Source organism: Hymenobacter tenuis (assembly GCF_054780495.1).
This window is the reverse complement of the sequence record NZ_BAAGWF010000004.1, coordinates 72,777-93,966: the sequence shown is the minus strand read 5'-3', so window position 1 is coordinate 93,966 and position 21,190 is coordinate 72,777. Positions and strand designations below refer to the sequence as shown.

At 53.7% G+C, this 21,190-nt stretch carries 13 protein-coding genes; all 13 read left to right on the top strand.

Going from position 1 to position 21,190, the window contains the following annotated elements:
• Positions 1-14 precede the first annotated feature (14 nt).
• The 13 genes from ACYVGU_RS13870 to ACYVGU_RS13810 all read left to right on the top strand — a co-directional run bounded on the left by ACYVGU_RS13870 (position 15) and on the right by ACYVGU_RS13810 (position 21,084).
• Positions 15-1,430, top strand: a complete 1,416-nt coding sequence (locus tag ACYVGU_RS13870) for an MFS transporter (protein ID WP_460622566.1) — start codon at positions 15-17, stop codon at positions 1,428-1,430.
• Positions 1,431-1,647: 217 nt separating this feature from the next.
• On the top strand, positions 1,648-2,745 hold the full coding sequence (locus tag ACYVGU_RS13865) for a glycosyltransferase (RefSeq protein ID WP_460622565.1): 1,098 nt from the start codon (positions 1,648-1,650) through the stop codon (positions 2,743-2,745).
• 407 nt (positions 2,746-3,152) lie between these two features.
• Complete coding sequence (locus ACYVGU_RS13860) at positions 3,153-6,203, top strand: M16 family metallopeptidase (RefSeq protein WP_460613209.1); 3,051 nt, start codon at positions 3,153-3,155, stop codon at positions 6,201-6,203.
• A 201-nt stretch (positions 6,204-6,404) separates the two neighbouring features.
• The gene (locus ACYVGU_RS13855) at positions 6,405-9,827 is read left to right on the top strand and encodes a DUF4175 family protein (protein ID WP_460622564.1); all 3,423 of its coding nucleotides are present in this window, start codon (positions 6,405-6,407) and stop codon (positions 9,825-9,827) included.
• A gap of 50 nt (positions 9,828-9,877) precedes the next feature.
• A complete protein-coding gene (locus ACYVGU_RS13850; RefSeq protein WP_460613207.1) occupies positions 9,878-10,330 on the top strand; it encodes an ATP-binding protein in 453 nt (150 codons plus the stop codon).
• Between the two features lie 15 nt (positions 10,331-10,345).
• Complete coding sequence (gene ybeY / locus ACYVGU_RS13845) at positions 10,346-10,831, top strand: rRNA maturation RNAse YbeY (protein ID WP_460622563.1); 486 nt, start codon at positions 10,346-10,348, stop codon at positions 10,829-10,831.
• Between the two features lie 23 nt (positions 10,832-10,854).
• On the top strand, positions 10,855-11,832 hold the full coding sequence (locus ACYVGU_RS13840; RefSeq protein ID WP_460622562.1) for a hypothetical protein: 978 nt from the start codon (positions 10,855-10,857) through the stop codon (positions 11,830-11,832).
• Between the two features lie 1,059 nt (positions 11,833-12,891).
• Entirely contained in the window at positions 12,892-13,620 is a 729-nt protein-coding gene (locus ACYVGU_RS13835) for a GNAT family N-acetyltransferase (protein WP_460622561.1), read from the top strand.
• A 300-nt stretch (positions 13,621-13,920) separates the two neighbouring features.
• Positions 13,921-15,789 carry a tRNA uridine-5-carboxymethylaminomethyl modification enzyme MnmG/GidA gene (gene mnmG, locus ACYVGU_RS13830; protein ID WP_460622560.1) on the top strand — a complete coding sequence of 623 codons (1,869 nt, stop codon included), beginning with the start codon at positions 13,921-13,923 and terminating at the stop codon, positions 15,787-15,789.
• Between the two features lie 162 nt (positions 15,790-15,951).
• The gene (locus ACYVGU_RS13825; RefSeq protein WP_460622559.1) at positions 15,952-16,857 is read left to right on the top strand and encodes a class I SAM-dependent methyltransferase; all 906 of its coding nucleotides are present in this window, start codon (positions 15,952-15,954) and stop codon (positions 16,855-16,857) included.
• Between the two features lie 225 nt (positions 16,858-17,082).
• Positions 17,083-18,717: an Ig-like domain-containing protein gene (locus ACYVGU_RS13820; RefSeq protein WP_460622558.1), complete on the top strand. Its 1,635-nt coding sequence runs from the start codon at positions 17,083-17,085 to the stop codon at positions 18,715-18,717.
• Between the two features lie 1,335 nt (positions 18,718-20,052).
• Positions 20,053-20,544 (top strand): DUF4385 domain-containing protein, encoded by a 492-nt coding sequence (locus ACYVGU_RS13815; RefSeq protein ID WP_460622557.1) that lies wholly within the window; start codon positions 20,053-20,055, stop codon positions 20,542-20,544.
• 57 nt (positions 20,545-20,601) lie between these two features.
• Entirely contained in the window at positions 20,602-21,084 is a 483-nt protein-coding gene (locus tag ACYVGU_RS13810; protein WP_460613200.1) for a hypothetical protein, read from the top strand.
• Positions 21,085-21,190 lie beyond the last annotated feature (106 nt).

Sequence of the window (21,190 nt, the reverse complement as noted above, 5' to 3'; positions counted from 1 at the left end):
ACATTCCTCCCTCCATGGCAACCAGCGTAGCGGCTACCCCCACTAGCACCCGCGAAAAACCCCGCCTCAGCTTCTGGCAAATCTGGAACATGAGCTTCGGCTTCCTCGGCATTCAGTTCGGCTTCGCGCTGCAAAATGCCAACGTCAGCCGCATTTTTGAAACCCTAGGCGGAACCGAAATTGCCTTGTATTGGCTGGCTGCTCCGCTAACTGGTATGCTGGTGCAGCCTATTATCGGTTACATGTCAGACCGGACCTGGAGCCCAAAGTGGGGACGCCGGCGCCCGTTTTTTCTGGTTGGGGCCATCCTGGCTTCGTTTGCGCTGCTGGTGATGCCTAACGTATCGGCCCTCTGGATGGCGGTAGGCATGCTCTGGATCATGGACTCCAGCATCAATATCAGCATGGAGCCTTTCCGGGCTTTAGTTGGCGATTTACTACCCTCGGAGCAGCGCACAACTGGCTTTGCTGCTCAAACCTTCTTTATCGGGGTGGGGGCCGTAGTAGCGTCTATGCTGCCTTGGATGTTTACTAACTGGTTCGGTATTGCCAATACGGCACCGGCCGGCCAGATTCCGCCGTCCGTGAAGTACGCTTTCTACATTGGGGGGGTAGTATTCTTCCTAGCCGTGCTCTGGACGGTGATGAATACCAAAGAGTACCCACCAGCCAACATGGCCGAGTTTGAAGAAGAAAAGCGCCGTACGGCAGGCTTCTGGAACGGCATCCGGGAGTCCTTCAAGGGCATTACCAACATGCCCAAAACAATGGCACAGCTCGCCATTGTGCAATTCTTCTCCTGGCTGGCGCTGTTTTCGATGTGGATTTACACAACTCCTGCCGTAACCAGCCACATTTACCATACCACGGATACTACCTCGAAGCTCTACAACGAAGGGGCTGACTGGGTAGGGGTATGCTTTGCGGTGTACAATGGTATTTCAGCCATCGCGGCCCTGCTGCTGCCTGTTATTGCTCGCGCCACAAGCCGCCGCGTTACGCACTTGCTTTGCCTAGTAGCCGGTGGCATTGGTCTGATTTCCATCTACTTTATTCAGGATCCTAAAATGCTGCTCGTGTCGATGATAGGGGTAGGTATTGCTTGGGCTTCTATTTTGAGCGTGCCATATGCGATGTTAGCTGGCGCCTTGCCTGCCAACAAAATGGGCTATTATATGGGCGTGTTTAACTTCTTCATCGTAATTCCGCAGGTAGTAGCTGGCTTGATCCTAGGCTTCTTTACCAAGTCGGTTTTTGGAGGTGAGTCGGTCTACACGCTCGTGCTAGGTGGCTGCTCCATGATCATCTCCGGTTTACTTACGCTTCGGGTAAATGATGCCGATGACATTCGCCTTCCTACTGAGGGCACGGTATTGGCCACGCCGGCTGGAGCCTATGAAGCACCCGTAGAAACCGACCCGCGCCTGTAGCCCCCTTGATTATATCTGATTAAAAGAAGGCCCCTTCTACCTATAGAAGGGGCCTTTTGCGTTCTAGCAACTACGTATTTATACAAAAGTATAGTTCAGTAAAATCAGCATTTACCCGGCAACAACACCTAGCTGCACAGTCGTATTAGCTAGGTAAGCAGCTACGTTTCTATGTATTATGAAATTTGCGTGGCTTCCTCTTTTTACTGGTAGCCATATGACGTTTCCGATCCTCTTTTTTGGGTTATTCTTCGGCATCTTTTTGCTGGTGTTGCTCCTGCTAGTGCTATCACGGCCAGTCTTACCAGAAACCAGCGCTCGGCCTCACGTGAGCATTCTGATTGCGGCCCGGAATGAGGAAACCACCATAATCCGTTGCCTCACGGCACTTACCAAACTGAATTATCCGGCCGAAAAGCTCGAAATCCTGATTGGCGATGATGCTTCTACCGACAACACGGCCGCCCTCATTGAGGCCTTTATTCAAGACAAGCCACAGTTTCGGTTGCTGTCTGTCCGGCACCAGCTTGGCTCGGCCCGGGGCAAAAGCAACGCGCTGGCGCACCTATGCCTCGCGGCCTCCACTGACTACCTCCTGTTCACCGATGCCGACATGGCCCTGCACCCCGATTGGGTGCAGACGATGCTGGCCGCAGCGCCCAAGGGCGTAGGTATTGTAACGGGCATTACCACGGCTGAAGGCACGCTTTTCGGGCGCCTCCAGGGCCTCGACTGGCTATTTGGCCTAAGCCTGATCAGAATACTAACGGATTTGCGCCTGCCCATTACGGCGGTGGGCAACAATATGCTGGTAACGCGGGCTGCCTATACCTCCATTGGGGGCTATGAGGCGCTGGCCTTTAGCATTACCGAGGACTTGCAGCTGTTTGAGAAGGTAGTGGCCCAGGGCTGGGGCTACCGCAACATTGTGACGCCTAGTGCTCTAGGTGTTTCGGTTGCGCAACCCACCTTGCGGCACTTGCTGCAACAACGGAAACGCTGGATGAAAGGCGCGGTTCGGCTGCCCTGGCAGGTTGGTGTACTGTTCAGCTCGTACGGGTTTTTCTACACGGTGCTGGGCTGGCCGGGGTTGCTGCCTGTTGGCACCCTAGTAACCTTGTATGCCGCCAAAGTGGCCTGCCAGACACTGTTCCTGGCCATTACCCTACGCCAGGCCGGGCATCGGGAAAAGCTGCACGTGTTACTGCTGTATGATGTTTATCTGCTCTTTATGTCGTTGGCGGTGCTTACGTACACGTGGTGGCCCACTGGCATTCACTGGAAAGAGCGCCGGTACACCTGGGCCGAGGGGTAGGGGACAGACACTGCCCTAGTAGCCATGCGGGCGCGGCGGGCTGCAAACCGATATGCAAAGCAGAACCAGGCTGGGGCACCTGCCAGTTTGGTTGGTGCTGGCTTTCTTTAGCGGTACCGGGTTGCTCGCCAATAGAAGGCTAGCGCGAAAAAGTAGAGTAGGAAGCAGAGCACTCTTTTTTGGTGTGCAAAGCGGTAGGCACTAGGCAGCGGAGCTACGCAAACCATGTGGCACAGAAAGCCCGGTTTAGCGAGCTGCGGGGCCTAGGGCTGGAAGTATAGCATTGTTATTTCAACAACTTTGCGGCAGATGTTGTGTTACTTTTCACAACGCAACCTGCCTAGCGTTGAAATTGTCTTTAGCCGTGTAACTTTCCACCCGTATTTCCTCATTTCTATTTTCCCATAATGACTCGCAACCACTTGTTGCTGCTGGGCCTGGGCGCCTCGCTTGCGTTCCAGCCTGCTCAGGCTCAGCAAAAAAAACCTACTACCAAACCCGCCACTGTTGCTAAAGCTCCTGCCGCTACGGCCGGCGGTGCCCGCTTAGTGGAGAAAGTAACCCGCAAAGGCTCGGAGCTGGTTATTCCGTACGAGAAGTACGTGCTGCCTAACGGCCTAACCGTGATAGTGCACGAAGACCACTCTGACCCACTGGTGCACGTAGACGTGACGTACCACGTAGGATCAGCCCGTGAGCAAATCGGTAAATCGGGCTTCGCCCACTTCTTCGAGCACATGATGTTCCAGGGCTCCGATAACGTGGGCGACGAACAGCACTTTAAGCTCGTATCGGCAGCCGGTGGTACCCTCAACGGCACTACCAACCGCGACCGGACCAACTACTTTGAAACCGTACCAAGCAACCAGCTCGAAACGGCGCTGTGGCTGGAGGCTGACCGTATGGGCTTCCTGCTCGATGCCGTAACCCAGCAGAAATTTGAGGTGCAGCGCTCCACCGTGAAAAACGAGCGGGGCCAGAACTACGACAATCGCCCTTATGGCCTGGCTTCCGAGAACGTAGCCCGCACACTGTACCCCTACGGCCACCCCTATTCGTGGCTGACTATTGGCTACCTCGAAGACCTAGACCGCTCGAACGTAGACGACCTGAAGAACTTCTTCCTGCGCTGGTACGGCCCCAACAACGCTACCCTCACTGTGGGCGGCGATGTGAAAGCCCAGGATGTAGTGAAGTTGGCTGAGAAGTATTTCGGCCCCATCAGCAAAGGCCCGGCCGTAGCGGCCCAGAAGCTGGCAGCTCCCAAGCTGACGGCCGACCGCTACGTAAGCTACACGGACAACGTGCGCTTCCCGATGATGCAGGTGGTGTTCCCAACGGTTCCTAGCGGTCACCCCGACGAGTACGCCCTCGATGCTCTAGCCCAGATCATTGGTCAAGGCAAAAACTCGCTGCTCTACAAAAACCTTATTAAGCCTCAGCAGGCTATTCAGGCTCAAGCCTACAACAGCACCTCGGAGCTGGCCGGTGAGTTTACGATGGTAACCTTGCCTTTCCCCGGCAAAGGCCTCGACAGCCTTGAGGCGCAAGTACGCCGCACGTTGAAGGAATTTGAGCGCACGGGTGCCACCGCCGAGCAGGTAGCTCGCTTCAAGTCTAGCACCGAAGCACAGGTAGTAAATAGCCTGAGCAGCGTGAATGGCAAAGTAAGCCAGTTGGCCGCTAACCAAACGTTCTTTGGCAACCCTAATCGCCTGCCCCAAGAGCTAAAGCAGCTGCGCGCGGTAACGCCTGCCGAGGTAAACCGGGTGTACAATCAGTACATCAAGGGCAAGCCGGCTGTTATTCTGAGCGTATTGCCCAAAACGGGTGGTGCACCGGCCAAGGCCGATAACTATACAGTTTCGAAAGAAGGCTATAAAGCGCCAAACTATGGCTATGAGGGCCTGACCTACGCTAAAGCGACTGATACCTTCGACCGGAGCAAGCAGCCCAAAGCAGGCACTAACCCCGTAGTACAGGTTCCGGCCGTATGGCAGGAGTCGTTCGGCAACGGCCTGCGCCTAATGGGCAGCCGCAACACCGAAATTCCGACGGTGACCATGCTGCTCACTATCCGCGGCGGCCACCGTTTGGAGCAGGCTATGCCAAACAAAGTAGGCGTGGCAGCTCTCACGGCTTCGTTGATGAACGAAGGCACGCAGAAGTACACGGCTGAGCAGTTTACCTCAGAGCTAGATAAGCTGGGCAGCAGCATCCGCGTATCGTCCGGCGACGACAACACGACGGTGTATGTGCAGAGCCTGACCAAAAACCTGCCTGCTACCATGAAGCTGCTGGAAGAGCGTCTGCTCCGCCCACGCTTCGATGAGGCCGACTTCGCCCGGTTGAAAAAGCAGACGCTGGAGGGCATTGCCAACCAGAACACGCAGCCGGTAGTTATTGCCGACAAAACGTTTGCCCGCCTGGTGTATGGCCCGTCCAACATCATGAGCGTGCCTACCAGCGGTACGGCCTCTACCGTAACCGGCCTCACCCTGGATGATGTAAAGCAGTTCTATCAGCAGAACTACGCGCCAAACGTGAGCTACCTGGTAGCCGTGGGTGATGTAGACCAGAAGGCGCTGACCAGCCAGCTTGGCTTCCTGCAAAGCTGGGAGAAGAAAGGCGTGACCTTGCCAGCCGGCGAAAATGCCGCGCAACCCGACAAAACGCGCATCTACTTCGTGAACAAGGACGGTGCTGCGCAGTCAGAAATCCGGGTGGGCTACCTCACTCCCCTGACCTATGATGCTACCGGCGACTTCTACCGCGCATACCTCTCGAACTACCTGCTGGGTGGTGCCTTCAACTCGCGCATCAACCTGAACCTGCGCGAAGACAAAGGCTACACCTACGGTGCCCGCTCGGGCTTCCAGGGCAGCCGCTACGTGGGTCCTTACACGGCGCAGGCCGGCGTACGGGCTGATGCTACTGCCGCTTCGGTGAAGGAGTTCATGAAGGAAATTCAGAACTACCGCAACGGCATCACCGACGAGGAACTGCAGTTCCTGCAAGCTTCGGTGGGCCAGAACGATGCGCTACGCTACGAGACCGGCCAGCAGAAAGCCGCCTTCCTGGCGCGCCTGTTAGAGTACGATCTGTCGAAGGACTACGTGCAGCAGCAGAGCACCATTCTGAAAAACCTGAAAAAGGAAGAAGTGCAGGCCATTGCCCAGAAATACCTGCCCGCTGATAACATGTACATCGTGGTAGTCGGCGACCGGGCCAAGGCTTTCCCGGGCCTGAATGAGCTAGGCTACGAAGTAGTAGAACTGGATGCCGATGGTGGCCGCGTGGCAGCGGCCGCTGCTCCGGCTGCACCGGCCGCTGCCACCAGCGTTACCCCTGCTGCCGACACGGAAAAGATGAAAATCAAGACCAAGGACGCGAACGGCAAAAAGGAAAAGCGCAAAGCCAAGCAAGACAAAGACGACGCAAAGGCCAAAGCTGAGTAAGTAGCCTTTCTTCTAGATTCTTTAAAAAGTCCGGCTCCGGTGGAGCCGGACTTTTTTTGTTGGCAGCAAGCATCACAATACGTCAAGTTTGCGGTTACAGAAGGGGTAGTGGAACCTCTTGCCCAAGCTCCTGTGTCAGGTAGATGCAGCCGCCGGGCCGAAATCTGTATCTTTCCCAGGCCCGTATCAGGCAGCAAACCTATGGTAGTGGAGAAAGACCCCGCAACGACTCGGGCGCTGGACGATGTACTGGCCCGCCTCGATGCCTTTAAGCGCAAGTTTTATATAAGTCTGCTGGTGCGCGGGCTGCTGGTTACCGGCGGGCTGCTGCTCAGCCTTTTCCTGGTATTTAACCTACTCGAGTACTTCCTGTACCTGCCTACTTGGGTCAGGGCCGGGTTGTTTTTCGGGTTTGTGGGCGGCGTGGTGTACGCGTTTGGGCGCTGGATCTGGCAGCCCCTTTCAGCCCTGACCAACCTGCGCCGCATGCTCAGCGATGAGCAAGCGGCCCAACGAGTAGGGGAGCTGTTCCCCGACGTGCAGGATAAGCTACTGAACGCCTTGCAGCTGCGCGGCCAAGCCCAGGACAATGCACTGCTGGCCGCCAGCCTAGAGCAGCGTGCCGGCCAGCTGCGCGGTGTAGAGTTCAGCCGTGGTATTAATATTAAGGCCCAGACCAAACCACTATGGAAGTACGTGGCCGTACCGGCAGCCGTAGTGGCACTTTTGCTGCTGGTGTACCCTAGTCTTTTTGTGCAGGGCACCGAGCGGATTCTGCACTACAACCGCAAATACACCCCACCGGCACCCTTTCGGTTTGTGGTGGAGAACAAAAACCTAACGGCTTTTAAGGGCGAAGACTTTACCCTGAACGTGACGGTGGAAGGCACTGCCCTGCCCAACGAAATCAGCATTGTGTATGATGGCCGCGAGCGGCATTTGGTTCGGGAAAGTGGCAACCGCTTTCGGTTTGATTTTCGGCAGCTGCGCCAGAACGTAGCATTTCAGCTGGCGGCAGCGGGCTTCACCTCCTCAGAGTATGACCTGACAGTACGGGCCCGGCCTAATCTGCGCGACTTTGCCGTGCGGGTTTCCTACCCCGCCTATTTGCGCAAACCCGCCGAAACCATCCGCAACACCGGCAACCTCACCGTGCCCGAAGGCTCGGACATTCGGTGGGAGTTTGACACGGAAGCTACCGACCAGCTCCTACTGAAATTCCGGAACCCCGATGAAACGGTAACTGCCCAGCCCGACGCCGGCCAGTTTTTACTGGCCCGCCGCGCCGTGAAAAGCCAGCAGTACTCAGTGCACCTGCGCAATGCCGCCAGCCCCAACCGCGACCCGATTGAGTACCAGTTGACCGTAATTCCAGACCTAGTACCCGAGGTAACGCTGGAAGCGTTTCAGGACAGCACCTCCTTGCGCTACTTGGCCCTAGGCGGCAACGTTCGGGACGATTACGGCCTCTCGCGCCTGCAGCTGCACTACCGCGTGCTCAGCAAAGGCCGGCCCAACGCAGGCTATCAGGTTCGGGCGCTGCCGCTAGGTAGTGGACCCAGCCAAAGCTATGCTTACCAGTGGGATGTGCGCCCCCTGAACCTGCGCCCCGGCGACCGGCTGGAGTACTTCGTGCAGGTGTGGGACAACGACGGCGTGCATGGCCCCAAAGCTGCCCGCAGCCGCACCGCTGAGTTCCGTTTACCCAACCGGACCGAGTTGCGCCAACAGCTGGCCTCTCAGAGCCAAGCAGTACAAAGCCAACTGAGCCAAGCGGCGCAGGAGTCAAAGAAGATGGAGCGGGAGCTGGCCAAGGCCGAAGACAAGCTGAAGGTGAAGCGCGACCTAAACTTTCAGGACCGCAAGCAGCTCAAAGACATGCTGGATCAAAAGCAGCAGATGGACCAAGCCCTCAACGACCTCAAGCGCCAGTTTGAGCAGCTTCAGGAGCAGCAAAATCAGCTGGACCCGCAGAAGAATGAGGAGCTAGCGCAGAAAGCCGAGGAGCTGAAAAAGCTCATGGAAACGTTGCTCGACCCGGAAACCAAAAAGCTCTACGAAGAGCTGCAGAAGCTACTAGACCAGCAGCAGGACCAGAACCAGCCCGACATGCAGAAACTACTGCAGCAGCTGGAAAACAAAGAGAATACCCTGCAGAAAGAGCTGGAGCGTGCCCTCGAAATGTTTAAGCAGCTCCAGTTTGAGCAAAAGCAGGATCAGGCCCTGGAAAAGCTACAGCAGCTGGCCCAGGAGCAGCAAAAGCTGGCCGATGAAACCCAGAAGAATGACAAGAACAACCCCGAAAACAACCTCAGCAAAGACCAGCAGCAGCAAAAACAGCAGAACCTGAAACAGCAGCAAACCGAGCAGCAGCAAAAGTTTGAGGAGCTAAAGCAGGACCTGAAGCAAATGAAAGAGCTGGACGAGCAGCTCGACGGCCAGAACGGCGCCGATGAGATGAAGCAGGACCAGGAACAAGTAGACGAGCAGCAGCAGGAAAGCCAGGACCAGCTGGGCAAAAGCCAGAACCAGAAAGCCAGCCAGAGCCAGAAGCAGGCCGCCCAGAAGATGCAGCAGATGGCCCAGAAAATGCAGCAGCAAATGGACCAAGAGGAATCAGATGAGCAGCAGGAAAATATTGACGACCTGCGCGACATCCTGGAAAACCTGCTGAAGCTCTCCTTCGATCAGGAAAACCTGATGAAGCAGTTCCGAACCGTGGACCAGAGCGACCCGCGCTTTGTGCAGCTGGGCCAGACGCAGCGCAAGCTCAAGGACGACGCCCGGGTAGTGCAGGACTCATTGTATGCCTTGGCCAAGCGCGTGTTCCAGATCAAGAGCTTTGTAACCCGCGAAGTAGGCGAGATGAACGGCCGCATGGACGAAAGCCTCGACCAGATTCGGCAGCGCAGCATTGGCCGGGCTACTAACTCCCAGCAACTGGCCATGACCAGCATGAACAATCTGGCCCTGATGCTGAACGACGCCTTGCAGCAAATGCAGGAGCAGCAGCGCCAAAGCCAGAGCCAGCAACAGCAGGGTGGGGGCAAACCCGGCCGTAAAAAGAAGAAAGGCAGCAGTGCCGGCGAAGGCCAGCTAGGCCGCATGCAACAGCAACTCAACCAGCAGATTCAGCAACTGCAGCAAAGTGGCAAGCAAGGCCGCGCCCTTTCCGAGGAGCTGGCCAAGCTGGCAGGGCAGCAACAAATGCTACGGCAGGCCATGCAGGAGCTGGAACGCATGCAGCAGAAAAGCGGCGGCAAACCCGGCTCCAACAAAGATGGTAAAGGCCAAGACGGCGCCGGCGGCCTCGGCGATGTAAAAAAAATGATGGAACAAACCGAAACCGACCTCGTAAACAAGCGGCTGACGGAGCAGACTATCATGCGCCAGCGCCAAATCCTTACCCGTTTGCTGCAAGCCGAGAAATCGGCCAGAGAACGGGACCAGGATGATAAGCGCGAAGCCCAGACAGCCCAAAACCGTTCGCCCGTGTTTCCGCCAGCGTTTCAACAATACAAACGACAGCAAAACCGGCAGACGGAGCTCCTTCGCACCGTCCCACCGGCGCTTACTCCGTACTATCAGCGCGAGGTGAGTGAATATTTTCAGAAAATGAAATAGCGTTCAGCTAATTTTACCCCCTTCCCCCGCTGCCCCCTCTTTTTCTTTATATGAAGCAGGTTAAAATTCAGATTCCTTCGCTGGTCGAAAATATCCGTGTTGTGGAGAGTTTCATCGATAACTCGAAGGACACGTTTCACATCGAAGACGATATCTACGGCAACATCATGGTGGCCGTAACCGAGGCAGTGAACAATGCTATCCGCCACGGCAACAAGTTCGATAAAGACAAAAACGTGTTTCTGTCCTTATCTGTAGATCAGAACCTAGTAAAGTTCGAAATCGAGGACGAAGGCACCGGCTTCGACTACACGAACCTGATTGACCCCACGGCTCCTGAAAACCTGGAGAACCCAGGTGGTCGGGGTATTTTCCTGATTCGCCATTTGGCGGATGAGGTAGAGTTCCGGAAAGATGGTCGCAACGTGCAGCTCACGTTTATGCTGCCTGCTTCTTCGGCCACTCAGCCCACCGTAAACGGCGCCGAAACTGCCACCTACTAGCCTCCTTTTGCCCCGATGAGCGATTTGCCAACCGAGCACAATGACCAGGAAGATGATGACTTTGGCCGCGACGAAGGCCCAGGCATTGAATTTCTGGTAGAAGATGTTGTTTTTGAGCTAGCCGATGCCCAGGAGCTAACCTCCTGGATTGAGCGCGTGGCAGAAGTACACGAGCATGAAATTGTACAGCTCACGTACATCTTCTGCTCCGATGAATACCTGCACAAGGTAAACGTGGAGTACCTCAACCACGACACCTACACCGACGTCATCACATTTGATAACGCCGATGATGCCGATATTCTCGAAGGCGACATCTTTATTTCCGTGGATCGGGTGCGCGAAAACGCGGCGCAAATGGGCGTCTCGTTCCGTGATGAGCTGCACCGCGTTATGATTCATGGCGTGCTACACTTACTCGGCTACGCTGACAAGGACCTGCTTAGCCAGACGGCTATGCGCAAAAAGGAAGACGACTGCCTATCTTTACGCACATTTTAATTTAGGAGATAGATTAAATCACAATGGAACGTAAGATTGTAGTAGTTTTTTGCAATAAAGGAGATTTTTTCCTAGCCAAAATATGCATAGCCAGTATTCGGTATTATTATCCCGATATTGATATATACATAGTTAAAGATTACCTCAGGGGGGATTTTTCATCTCAAGAATTGGAGCAGGCTTTTAATGTAAAAGTCCTCGATTTAGGCAAAAAGCATTTTGGATGGAGTGCAGCAAAATTACATTTCTTAATATCTGATCTTTTCCCAGGTTCAAGACCACTACTATTAGATGCAGATATCATATTTGTTGGAAAACTTTTGGAAGATCTCTACTCTAGATCAGAGGGATACGATTTTGTAGTAGATGCAGATTATAGAAATTTAAAACAAGATCACGCATACATAAAAGAAACATATTTTGATTTTAATAAAATAATTATAGAAGAACCTCAATATAGCTATCCAGGATATGTTTTTAATGCAGGCCAAATGTTAGTGAGCACTGGTAAAATATCGGAGTATGATTTGAAAAAATATTTCAATCCGAAGGAATTTCCATATTATACGAATATGGAATTAATGCCTTTAGTTGATCAATCTATCCTAAATGTTATACTGCCAATCAAATCTGATCAAGGTCAAATTAAGCTACTTCCTGATTCATATATGTTATGGAGTGATGGAGAAGAAACTCATCAGCTTGAGCTTAAAAAAGTAAAAGAAGGGAGTAGTTACCCTTACCTCATACATTATGCTGGTTCTAAAAGACATCCACATCTGAAAGCAATGAAGCGTTCGGACATTTTAATATTTTTTCAAAATTTTTATTATAGCAGAGTCCCCAATGGTAATATAATTAATAAAATAAAAGCGATAGAAGCATCCTTATTTTACACTAAGGATGAAATTATAATAAATTCATTTAAAAAATTTATTTATGGAGATAAAACAAAGAAATTAAGATCTATATATAAAAAATACATTTTAAACCAAAGATAATTTATAATATATACCGATGTATTATGCATATCTTTTTTAATTATTAAAATTTAATTTCAATAATAACAATCTATATTCTGATGTTTTAAAATTTCATAGTAGCATGTATTATTGTGGTAATTACGCAAAACAACTATATTTTATTATTGCATGGTATTTATAATATTGATGTTAGATTATTATTTTTATAATCATAAAAAATTTATTGCGGCGGCAAAACAGCAGGTGATCGGTATCTTGTCTAATCCTTCAGATCTCTTTTTCCTGCCAGAAGTGTGGTAGCACGGTCCTGCGCAAAAATAGCAGCCTTAAGGGGTAGCCCAAGTTCCAGTACACTGCCTGCCGCTACCAAGCCGTCTTCACCCCCGCGGCGCCGCACAAAGCGGTGCAATATGCGCAGGTGGAAAAGTTGCTGGTCGAGCGCGTCTCACAACGGGCTAGCGTGCGGTTGACTGGCATCTTGCCCCACCATCATACGGCTGGCAAAGAAAGTGCAGGCTTGGCCCCACCTAAGCCCCATGCCGAGTTGGCCCCGAATGCTGGAATTGGATGAGATGTGGACCTTTGTGGGGCAAAAAAAGCGAAAAGTGTAGCTCTGGTTGGCTGTGGAGCGGCACACGCGGCGTATTGTCGCTAGGGTACTCGGCACGCGGGATACCGCTACCGCCCGCCAGTTGTGGCACCAGTTGCCTAGCGTGTATCGTAGTGGCACGTGGTCCCTTACCGAAGAGGGAAAGGAAAGCTTATCGAAACGTATTACCGCCACTGGCGCATCGGCTCAGTGCCAAAGGCAGCGGCTAGACCAGCATCTAGGAAGCTGTCAATTGCTCGCTACGCTAAAAATGTGCGGTCCTCGTGCGCAAAACCTGCTCGTTTAACAGCTCCCTGGTTATGGATTGGCTCCGCATTCAAATAGTTATTAACGAACACAAATAATAAGTGGAAGCAGCAAGCTATTTACCTGTTATTTTACCACCGCCGAATTTATATGTATTCTACCTTTTACCGGAAATAAATTGATATTATCATCATATTGTAATCTCAATTAGAGTTACCTCTATGGCCGCGAGCCCTTCCTATACACCTGTTATCCGAGGCGAGGCGCTGGATTTTTATCTGAGCCAAGGGTATTACCGGATGCACCAGGACCTGTTCACCTGCCGGTTTCTACCCCTTGATAATTCCTTGTATACGGTGCACTGGCTGCGTATTGCGCTGAAAGAGGTGCAGTACGGGGCTGAGCAGCGCCGACTACTGCGCGCCAACCAACGGTTTACGGTCATTATTAAGCCTTTCCAGCTCACAGAGGAGCTAGAGGAGCTCTACGGGCTTTACCGCAGCTCCATCACGTTTGATGCCCCCGAAACGGTTGAAGCCTTTTTACTAGCTGGGGCCAACAGCAACGTGTTTAATACGGAGGTAATTGAATTGCGCGACGGAGACCAGCTAGTGGCAGCAGGCATCCTGGATAACGGGGCGCGCAGCATGGCCGGCATCATGAACTTTTACCATCCGGCGTACCGCAAGTATAGCTTGGGGAAATACCTGATGTTGCTAAAAATCAATCGGGCCCGGCAGCAGCAAATGGACTACTACTATCCTGGTTACCTGGTACACAACTACCCCAAATTCGACTACAAACTGTTTCCGTGCCCGGCTGCTACGGAAGTGTTTGATAGCGCCAGCGGCCGGTGGCTTCCTTTTGCCTGGAATACTGTGGCGGCTCAATCAGCTGACTTACTTACCGATTGGCCCGTTGATTTTCTAGATCAGGACGACGCCGAATAAGCCAGCCTAGGTGCCTATCGGGGTTGAAGCCCGGGCCGGGTCTAGGCAGCTTGCGGTTAGGCAGTGCGCAAAGAAGAGCGTAACTGCGTATCTTTGCACACGTTTTGAGCGTGTTGCGTCCGGTTTTCGGAACTGATTTCTTTGGAAGCGCCCGCCCAAACGCGGGCGTTTTGCGTGCTAGGCCGCGCGAACTTTGTCGTTCGCTTTTCCTGTTACTCCATTCAGCCATTTACCAGCCGGCCGTAGTGCATACCAGTTGCCTTGCAGCCAGCAGCCTTACATCATTTGCTTTCGCGGTCCATGTTTCAGCAAGAAGAGTACGACGTTATTGTAGTAGGAGCCGGCCACGCCGGATGTGAGGCCGCCGCCGCGGCCGCTAACATGGGCTCCAAGGTTCTGCTCGTGACGATGAACATGAACACCATCGCCCAGATGTCGTGCAACCCGGCCATGGGCGGGGTGGCGAAGGGTCAGATTGTGCGCGAGGTAGATGCTCTGGGCGGCCAGTCGGGCATTATCACCGACAAAACCATGATTCAGTTCCGGATGCTGAACCGCTCTAAAGGCCCCGCCATGTGGAGCCCCCGGGCGCAAAGTGACCGGATGCGCTTTGCTGAAGAGTGGCGTATGACCCTGGAGCAAACCCTGAACGTGGACTTCTGGCAGGAAGCCGTAACGGGTTTGGTGGTAGAAAACAACACGGTAGTTGGTGTAAAAACCCAACTCGGAATTGAGTTCCGGGGCAAAGCCGTGGTGCTTACTAACGGTACCTTCCTGAACGGCCTCATCCACATTGGTGAAAAGCAGTTTGGCGGTGGCCGCGCCGCCGAGAAAGGCAGTACCGGCATTACGGAGCAGCTCAAAGAGCTCGGGTTTGAAGCTGGCCGCATGAAAACTGGCACGCCACCCCGTGTAGATGGCCGCTCCCTCGACTATTCTAAAATGGAAGAGCAAGCCGGCGACGAAAACCCCAGCAAGTTCTCGTACCTCGACACGCCCGCTTTGGTAAAGCAGCGCCCCTGCTACATTACCTATACCAACCCGGAGGTCCACGAAATCCTGAAGGAAGGCTTCGAGAAGTCGCCGATGTTCCAGGGCCGCATTAAGGGGCTTGGGCCGCGCTACTGCCCTAGCGTAGAAGACAAAATCAACCGCTTTGCTGACAAAGACCGCCACCAGATTTTTGTGGAGCCCGAAGGCTGGAGCACCGTTGAAGTGTACGTGAATGGCTTCTCAAGCAGCCTGCCCGAGGACGTGCAGTACCGGGCTTTGCGTAAGATTGCGGGCTTCGAAAACGCAAAAATGTTCCGCCCTGGTTACGCTATTGAATACGACTTTTTCCCGCCTACGCAGCTCCACCTAACGCTGGAAACCAAGCGCATCCAGAACCTCTACTTCGCGGGCCAGATCAACGGCACTACGGGCTATGAGGAAGCTGCGTGCCAGGGCCTCATGGCTGGTATCAATGCTCACAACAAGGTGCACGGCAAAGAGCCCTTCATTCTGAAGCGGAGCGAAGCCTACATTGGCGTGCTGATTGATGACCTAGTAAATAAAGGCACCGACGAGCCGTACCGCATGTTCACGAGCCGCGCCGAGCACCGCCTGTTGCTGCGCCAGGACAACGCCGACCTACGCCTCACGCCGCTGGGCCATGCTCTGGGCTTAGCTTCTGAGGAGCGCATGGAGCTAGTGCGCGAAAAAGAACGCCAAACGCAGGAGGTAGCCAAGCTGCTGAAAAACCACAGCATCGAGCCCCAGGAAATCAACGATTGGCTGACGGAAATCGGCTCGGCAACCATCCATGAGAAAACGCGCGCTGTAAACTTGCTGCGCCGCCCCAACGTGGATTTGGCCGCACTGGCCCGAGTGCTGCCCGGCCTTACGCTGGCCCTAGCCCCCTACGGCCCCGAAGCTCTGGAGCAAGCCGAAATTTTGGTAAAGTACGAGTCGTATCTGGTGAAAGAACACCAGCAGGCAGCCCGGGTGCAGGAGCTAGAAAACTTCCAGATTAAAGGCCGCCTGGACTACCAGGCCATGCCGGCCCTCTCGCACGAAGCCCGCGAAAAGCTGCTCAAGATTCAGCCCGAAACACTGGGGCAGGCTTCGCGGATCAGTGGGGTTTCGCCCGCCGATGTATCGGTACTGATGGTGTATCTAGGTCGGTAAGGCAGCTAACCTGCTTGTTTAGGCTGATCTGCCAGAAAAAACGATGCCACGGATTCTCGCTGAATTCGTGGCATCTTTGGTTTCGTACCTTCGTGGTGCAGCCGACGGCGGTAGCAGTTGTATTGCCGGGCTCAGCGTTATCAAATTAATCAGCGCAAATCTGTGGTTTACGAGCGTTTGGAGAAGTGCCCCGTCTGTGGCAAAACCGAGTTTAGCAATAAACTGGTAGTAGAAGATAAATCGGTTAGCAAGGAAAGCTTTGCCATTCAGCAGTGCCAAGCTTGCTCGTTCCAATTCACCAATCCGCGGCCCGATGCGGCGCACATTGGCAGCTATTACGAGTCGGACGAATATGTATCCCACAACAGCGGTGCCGGTGGCATGATCAATCAGGCCTATAAAGTGGCACGTTTTTTCACGATGCGCCGCAAAGTGGCTCTCGTAAATAAGCTGGCGCCGCGCAAAGGAAGCTTGCTTGATTATGGTTGCGGAACGGGCCATTTTCTGGCGGCGGCTAAGTCCAATGGCTGGAAGGTGGCGGGGTGGGAGCCCAATGCCCGGGCACGGGAAGAAGCCACGCAGCGCATTGGCCAGCCCTTGCCGCTTCTGGATTTAGCCCAGCTCCCGACTGCCACCTACGACGCTATTACCCTGTGGCACGTGCTGGAACACGTTCATGAGCTGAACGATACCTTGCAGCAGCTCATCCGGTTGTTGAAGCCCGATGGCACCCTCATTATTGCAGTGCCTAACATTGATAGCCTAGATGCGCAACACTACCGCCAGGACTGGGCTGCTTACGATGTGCCGCGGCATCTGTATCATTTCAGTCCCAAAACCATGAAGCAGCTGCTGAAAAAGCATAAAATGCAGGTGCAGGAGGTACTTCCGATGCCGTTGGATGCCTATTACGTGAGCATGCTCAGTGAAAAGCACCGCGCCGAGCGGGGCGGTGGAATGCTGACGGTGCTCAAAGCCGGCTACCAGTCGAACCGCTACGCCTCCAGCCACGATGGCCAGTACTCCAGCCTGATTTATGTGGCCCGCAAGCGCGCCACGGCAGGGTAGGAGGGAGGTTACCCTGCACACACTCTGAAAGTTGCCATTCCGGCTACTGCTAACAAAGTATGCTTCCGTAGTGGGTGAGCATCTTTTTTGCAGGGGCCGGAATGTCAGTTTTTGCCTTTATCGGCGTTGAGCACCTAGTGAGCTAGGGTTGCCGCGCCTCGTTGTACCTTCGGGGTGCCTGAAGCAGCCACCGCTGCCGGCTTCCGTTCTCGCTACCTATTGTATATGCTACAACCAGCCCGAGCTAGTCTTTTTCTCTGCTTTCTGGCCGCTACGGGCCTGAGCGGATGCGCTGCCATCAGCACACCCGAAGGAGGCATCCGCGACACTATTCCGCCTAAACTCGTGAAGAGCATACCTGCCAACGGCGAGCGGAACGTGCAGGGCCAATCAGTGCGGCTGGAGTTTTCGGAGCAGGTGCAGGTAAAGGATTTGCAGAAGAACTTGATTGTGGCTCCGGTCCTCGGCGAGAAGGACACCTATAAAGTGCGCGAAGACCGCACCTCCATTACCCTGCTCTTCGATAAGCCGTTTGCAGCCAACACCACGTACTCCTTCAACTTCGGTAGCTCTATCAGTGACATTACGGAGAGCAACCCGGCAGAAAAAGCCATCATTAGCTTTAGCACCGGCGCGCAGCTCGACTCGGGCTCGGTGCGCGGGGTAGTAACCGACTTACTTACGGAGCAGCCCACCGAAAATGTATCGGTGGTATTGTACCCCGAAACCGATACGGCCAATATCCGGCGCGGCAAGCCCTACTACCTGGCCCGCACCGATAAGCAGGGCGCCTTTGAGCTGCAGTATCTGAAAGCTGGAAAATACCGGGCGTATGCATTGCTGGACAAAAATCAAAGCAACCGCTACGAGGAAGGAGAGCGTATTGCGTATCTGCCCGACTTGCTTTCCGTGAGCGGTGCCACACCCGACAGCCTGCGTTTTCAGCTGGTACGCCCCGATTCGCGCCGTGCCCTTATTACTACCCAAAAGCCCGGCCCAACGGAGTATCGGATTTCGTACAATGAAGGGGTGGAACGCATCGTACTTGCCCCACTGGGCGCAACGGCGGCCCCAGCCGCTGCCCAGCTTAATGAAGGTGTGCTCCTTACGGAGCGCGGGCGCACGGCCGTCTTGTTTCGTACGCCAGCACTCCCGGAGGGCCGCTATCTGCTGGCCGCTACCGACAGTGCTGGCAACGTAGGCCGTGATACTGTCAATGTTCGGTTTCAGGGCACGGCACCGGCCAAACGGGGCGCTACCTATGCCGTGGAAGGTAGCCTGCGGGAGGTGTACCGGCAAGGGCAAGTGCGGTTTGTGTTTAATGAACCCATTCGCTTTGATGCCAAAAAGCCCTTTGGCACGCTGGTAGAAGATTCGGTGAAGCGCCGGCCGCTCCGCGTGCCACAAGACGGAGCGCTGAGCCCCGACCGCACTACCCTCACCGTAGCTCTAAACACCACGGCCCGTAAAAACGTCGTTATTCTGCTTGATAGTACAGCTATTCAAAATCTATCGGGGCAGCCGCTTGGACTAAAGCCGTTGCGCTTGCGTGTAACAGATCAGAATGCTGCCGGTACGCTCAGCGGTTCTATCCAGACCAAAGCTACCCGGTATTGGGTGCAGCTATTGGACGGTACCGGCCAGGTCCAAACAACCCTCGATAGCCCCCGTGGCACCTACCGCTTCAATAACCTGCAACCCGGCGCTTATCGCATTCGGGTGCTGATTGACGCGAACAAAGACGGGCGCTGGCAAGGCCCCGACCCCCAACTGCGGGTGCCTACGGAGCCGGTGTACCTCTTTCCCAAAACCATTCAGGTCCGCTCTAATTTCGATAACGTGGAGGCCATTAGCTTCTAGCTCCCTATGTTTTCACGCAGCAACGCCCGATTCTGGTCTCCGGAATCGGGCGTTTTGTTTGGCCTATGGTTCTGCCAATGCTTTGCGTTGCGAAGCCGCATGGGTGCGCCTGTTGGCAGGGTAGGCCTGTGTAGCATCCTAGGCTCGCTGGCAAGCAGTTGATATTAGTGTCCGGACAAGTAGCAGCTGGCACCGAAGTCGGAATAATCCTACTGCGGGCTATATAGGCTATGCTCCATTTAGATATCCACATAGCAAATTGGGCCTCCTGCTTCATCAGGGCTGTTTTTAGCTACCCCGGTTACAGCAATCCACATAGTTTTCCACGCCCTGATTCACTGAGGGCATAATCTGTGGATAATGGTGGGGAAACCTATGGATAACTCGTGGAGAACTTGCGGAGAAGTTTTTTTGGATGTTCAGTGGCCCTTACACCTGCCTTCGAGCCCTAGTCAAGCGTGGATAAGGGTGGATAACTATCCCCCGAAAATACTACAATCCACATCGTACAGGAATGTGAATTGTGGATTTGTGTACAAGCTGTGTGGATTGTTAAAAACGTGTTTAACGTGTTATAAATCAAATGATTATTTTCCACACACCCTGTTGATAGACGGTGTATAACTGCATTCTTGTACACATGTTATCCCCGGTGTGCATAACCTCATTTTCTTATCCACTTATACACAGCCCTAACGATGGATAACAAAGAAGAATTTATTTAAAAAAGAATCTTAAAAGTTATTAACTGTGTGGAAAAGCGGGGCTGAACCAAAATGCAGTTCGGACCCTGGTCGCTGCCCAGAAAAGTCTGCGGCTCAGAAAACACACGTCAAGTGGTTTGAGCAAATTCGAGGCCTAGGGTGCGTGGGCCGTAAAGTTTTCGTCCAGCAGAAAGAGCGTTATGCTGGGTCTAGTAGCGTCCCGTGTGCTGACAGTAGGCTCGTAACACAGTGATGCGAGCGAGGTGCTTCGCTATGCATTACTATGCTTCCTTCGCTATCCACACGGCCTAGGTCGTTCAGGCCGCCAAACCGGTGCGGCCGGGTGATCCAGAGCTGCCTTCCGTGGAAAACCGCTCGTGCATCCTCCTAAACACTAGGCTTTGTGGGAAGCCAAACTGCTGAAACCAGCAAAACGGCCATCTCTGTGGATAGGCTTGTGGATAGCAGTTGCTATGCACACATGCGTATGGTTTAGTTGTTTATAACCAGTTGGTTATCCACATGAAAAGCCCGGTTATCCACGACGTAGGTGTTAGGAAGCAACAAATACGCAGCCCTAGGGTACTTACCGGCGTATAGCTGCTTTAGCTCAGCCTTACTGCCTTTACCCATGCCGTTCGACTACACCTTGGATTTCCGGACCGTTGATTTCCGCCAGCACCCCGATCTGTACCGCGTGGGTAAAGGCGAGCAGGGGGTGCTGCTTGTACAGCCGTATAAAACCGAGATTCTGCCCCACTGGCGCTTCCGGACGCCAGAGGTGGCCCGGGAGTCATCGGAGTATATCTACGGGCTGTTTGAGGCCTATTTACAGAACGAAGACTTTGTGGGGGCCGATATGGCTCGTAAGTTTCTGCAGATGGGGTTTACTAGGGCCCGGCGCTACGCCAACCATCAAGGCGGCAAAAAGTATGACGGGCCCGTACCAGCCGATAAAAAAGGCCAGAGCGGCGCCCACGGCCGCGCGGAGCTTCCTCGTTCTCCCGAAGACCCTGAAAAGGCTGAAGCGGCTGCTATATTCAAGCAGAAGTGGGACGAGGCCAAGCAGCATCCGGAGTATGTGCGGCAACGCGCCGCGTTCGAAGCGCGTTACGGCAAATGACATTCCAGAACCCCTACCTTTACTTTCCCTGAACCCTTCACCCTTGACCTAACGGTTATGCAGACACCAGCCCAATCCTCCAGCACCGAAGAAAACGAAATCAGCCTAGGCATCGGCATGGGCCCGCTCAAGTTTGGCGCTACCATGGATGAGGTACGCGCCCTGATGGGAGAGCCCGAAGAAATAGAAGAGTCGGAAGACGACGACGAGTTTGAGCACCAGGCTTGGAACTACCTCGAGGAAGGATACTCTCTGTATTTCGACCGCGAAGACGACTACCGCCTGAGCTGCATCGAGACGGACCACCCCGGTATCAGCCTCTACGGCGAGCCCATTCATGGCAAGAGCCCCGAAGCAATTCAGGAGCTAATGAAGCGCCACGGACACGAGCAAAGCGAAGTAGAGAAAATGGACACTGGCGAGATGCGCATCTCCTACGAAAAGGAAATGATTGACATGTATTTCGATGAAAACGAACTGCAGTTTGTCAACTTCGGTGTGTTCATCAACGACGACTTAGAGGTGCAATGGCCCGCCTAAATTAGAGTTATCCACAAAACCAATCAAAAATTGTGTTGATAAGTGGATAAGTGCCTAATTATCCGGGGTTTTACCCAACACTAGGTACGCAAAGCTGCCAAACCCT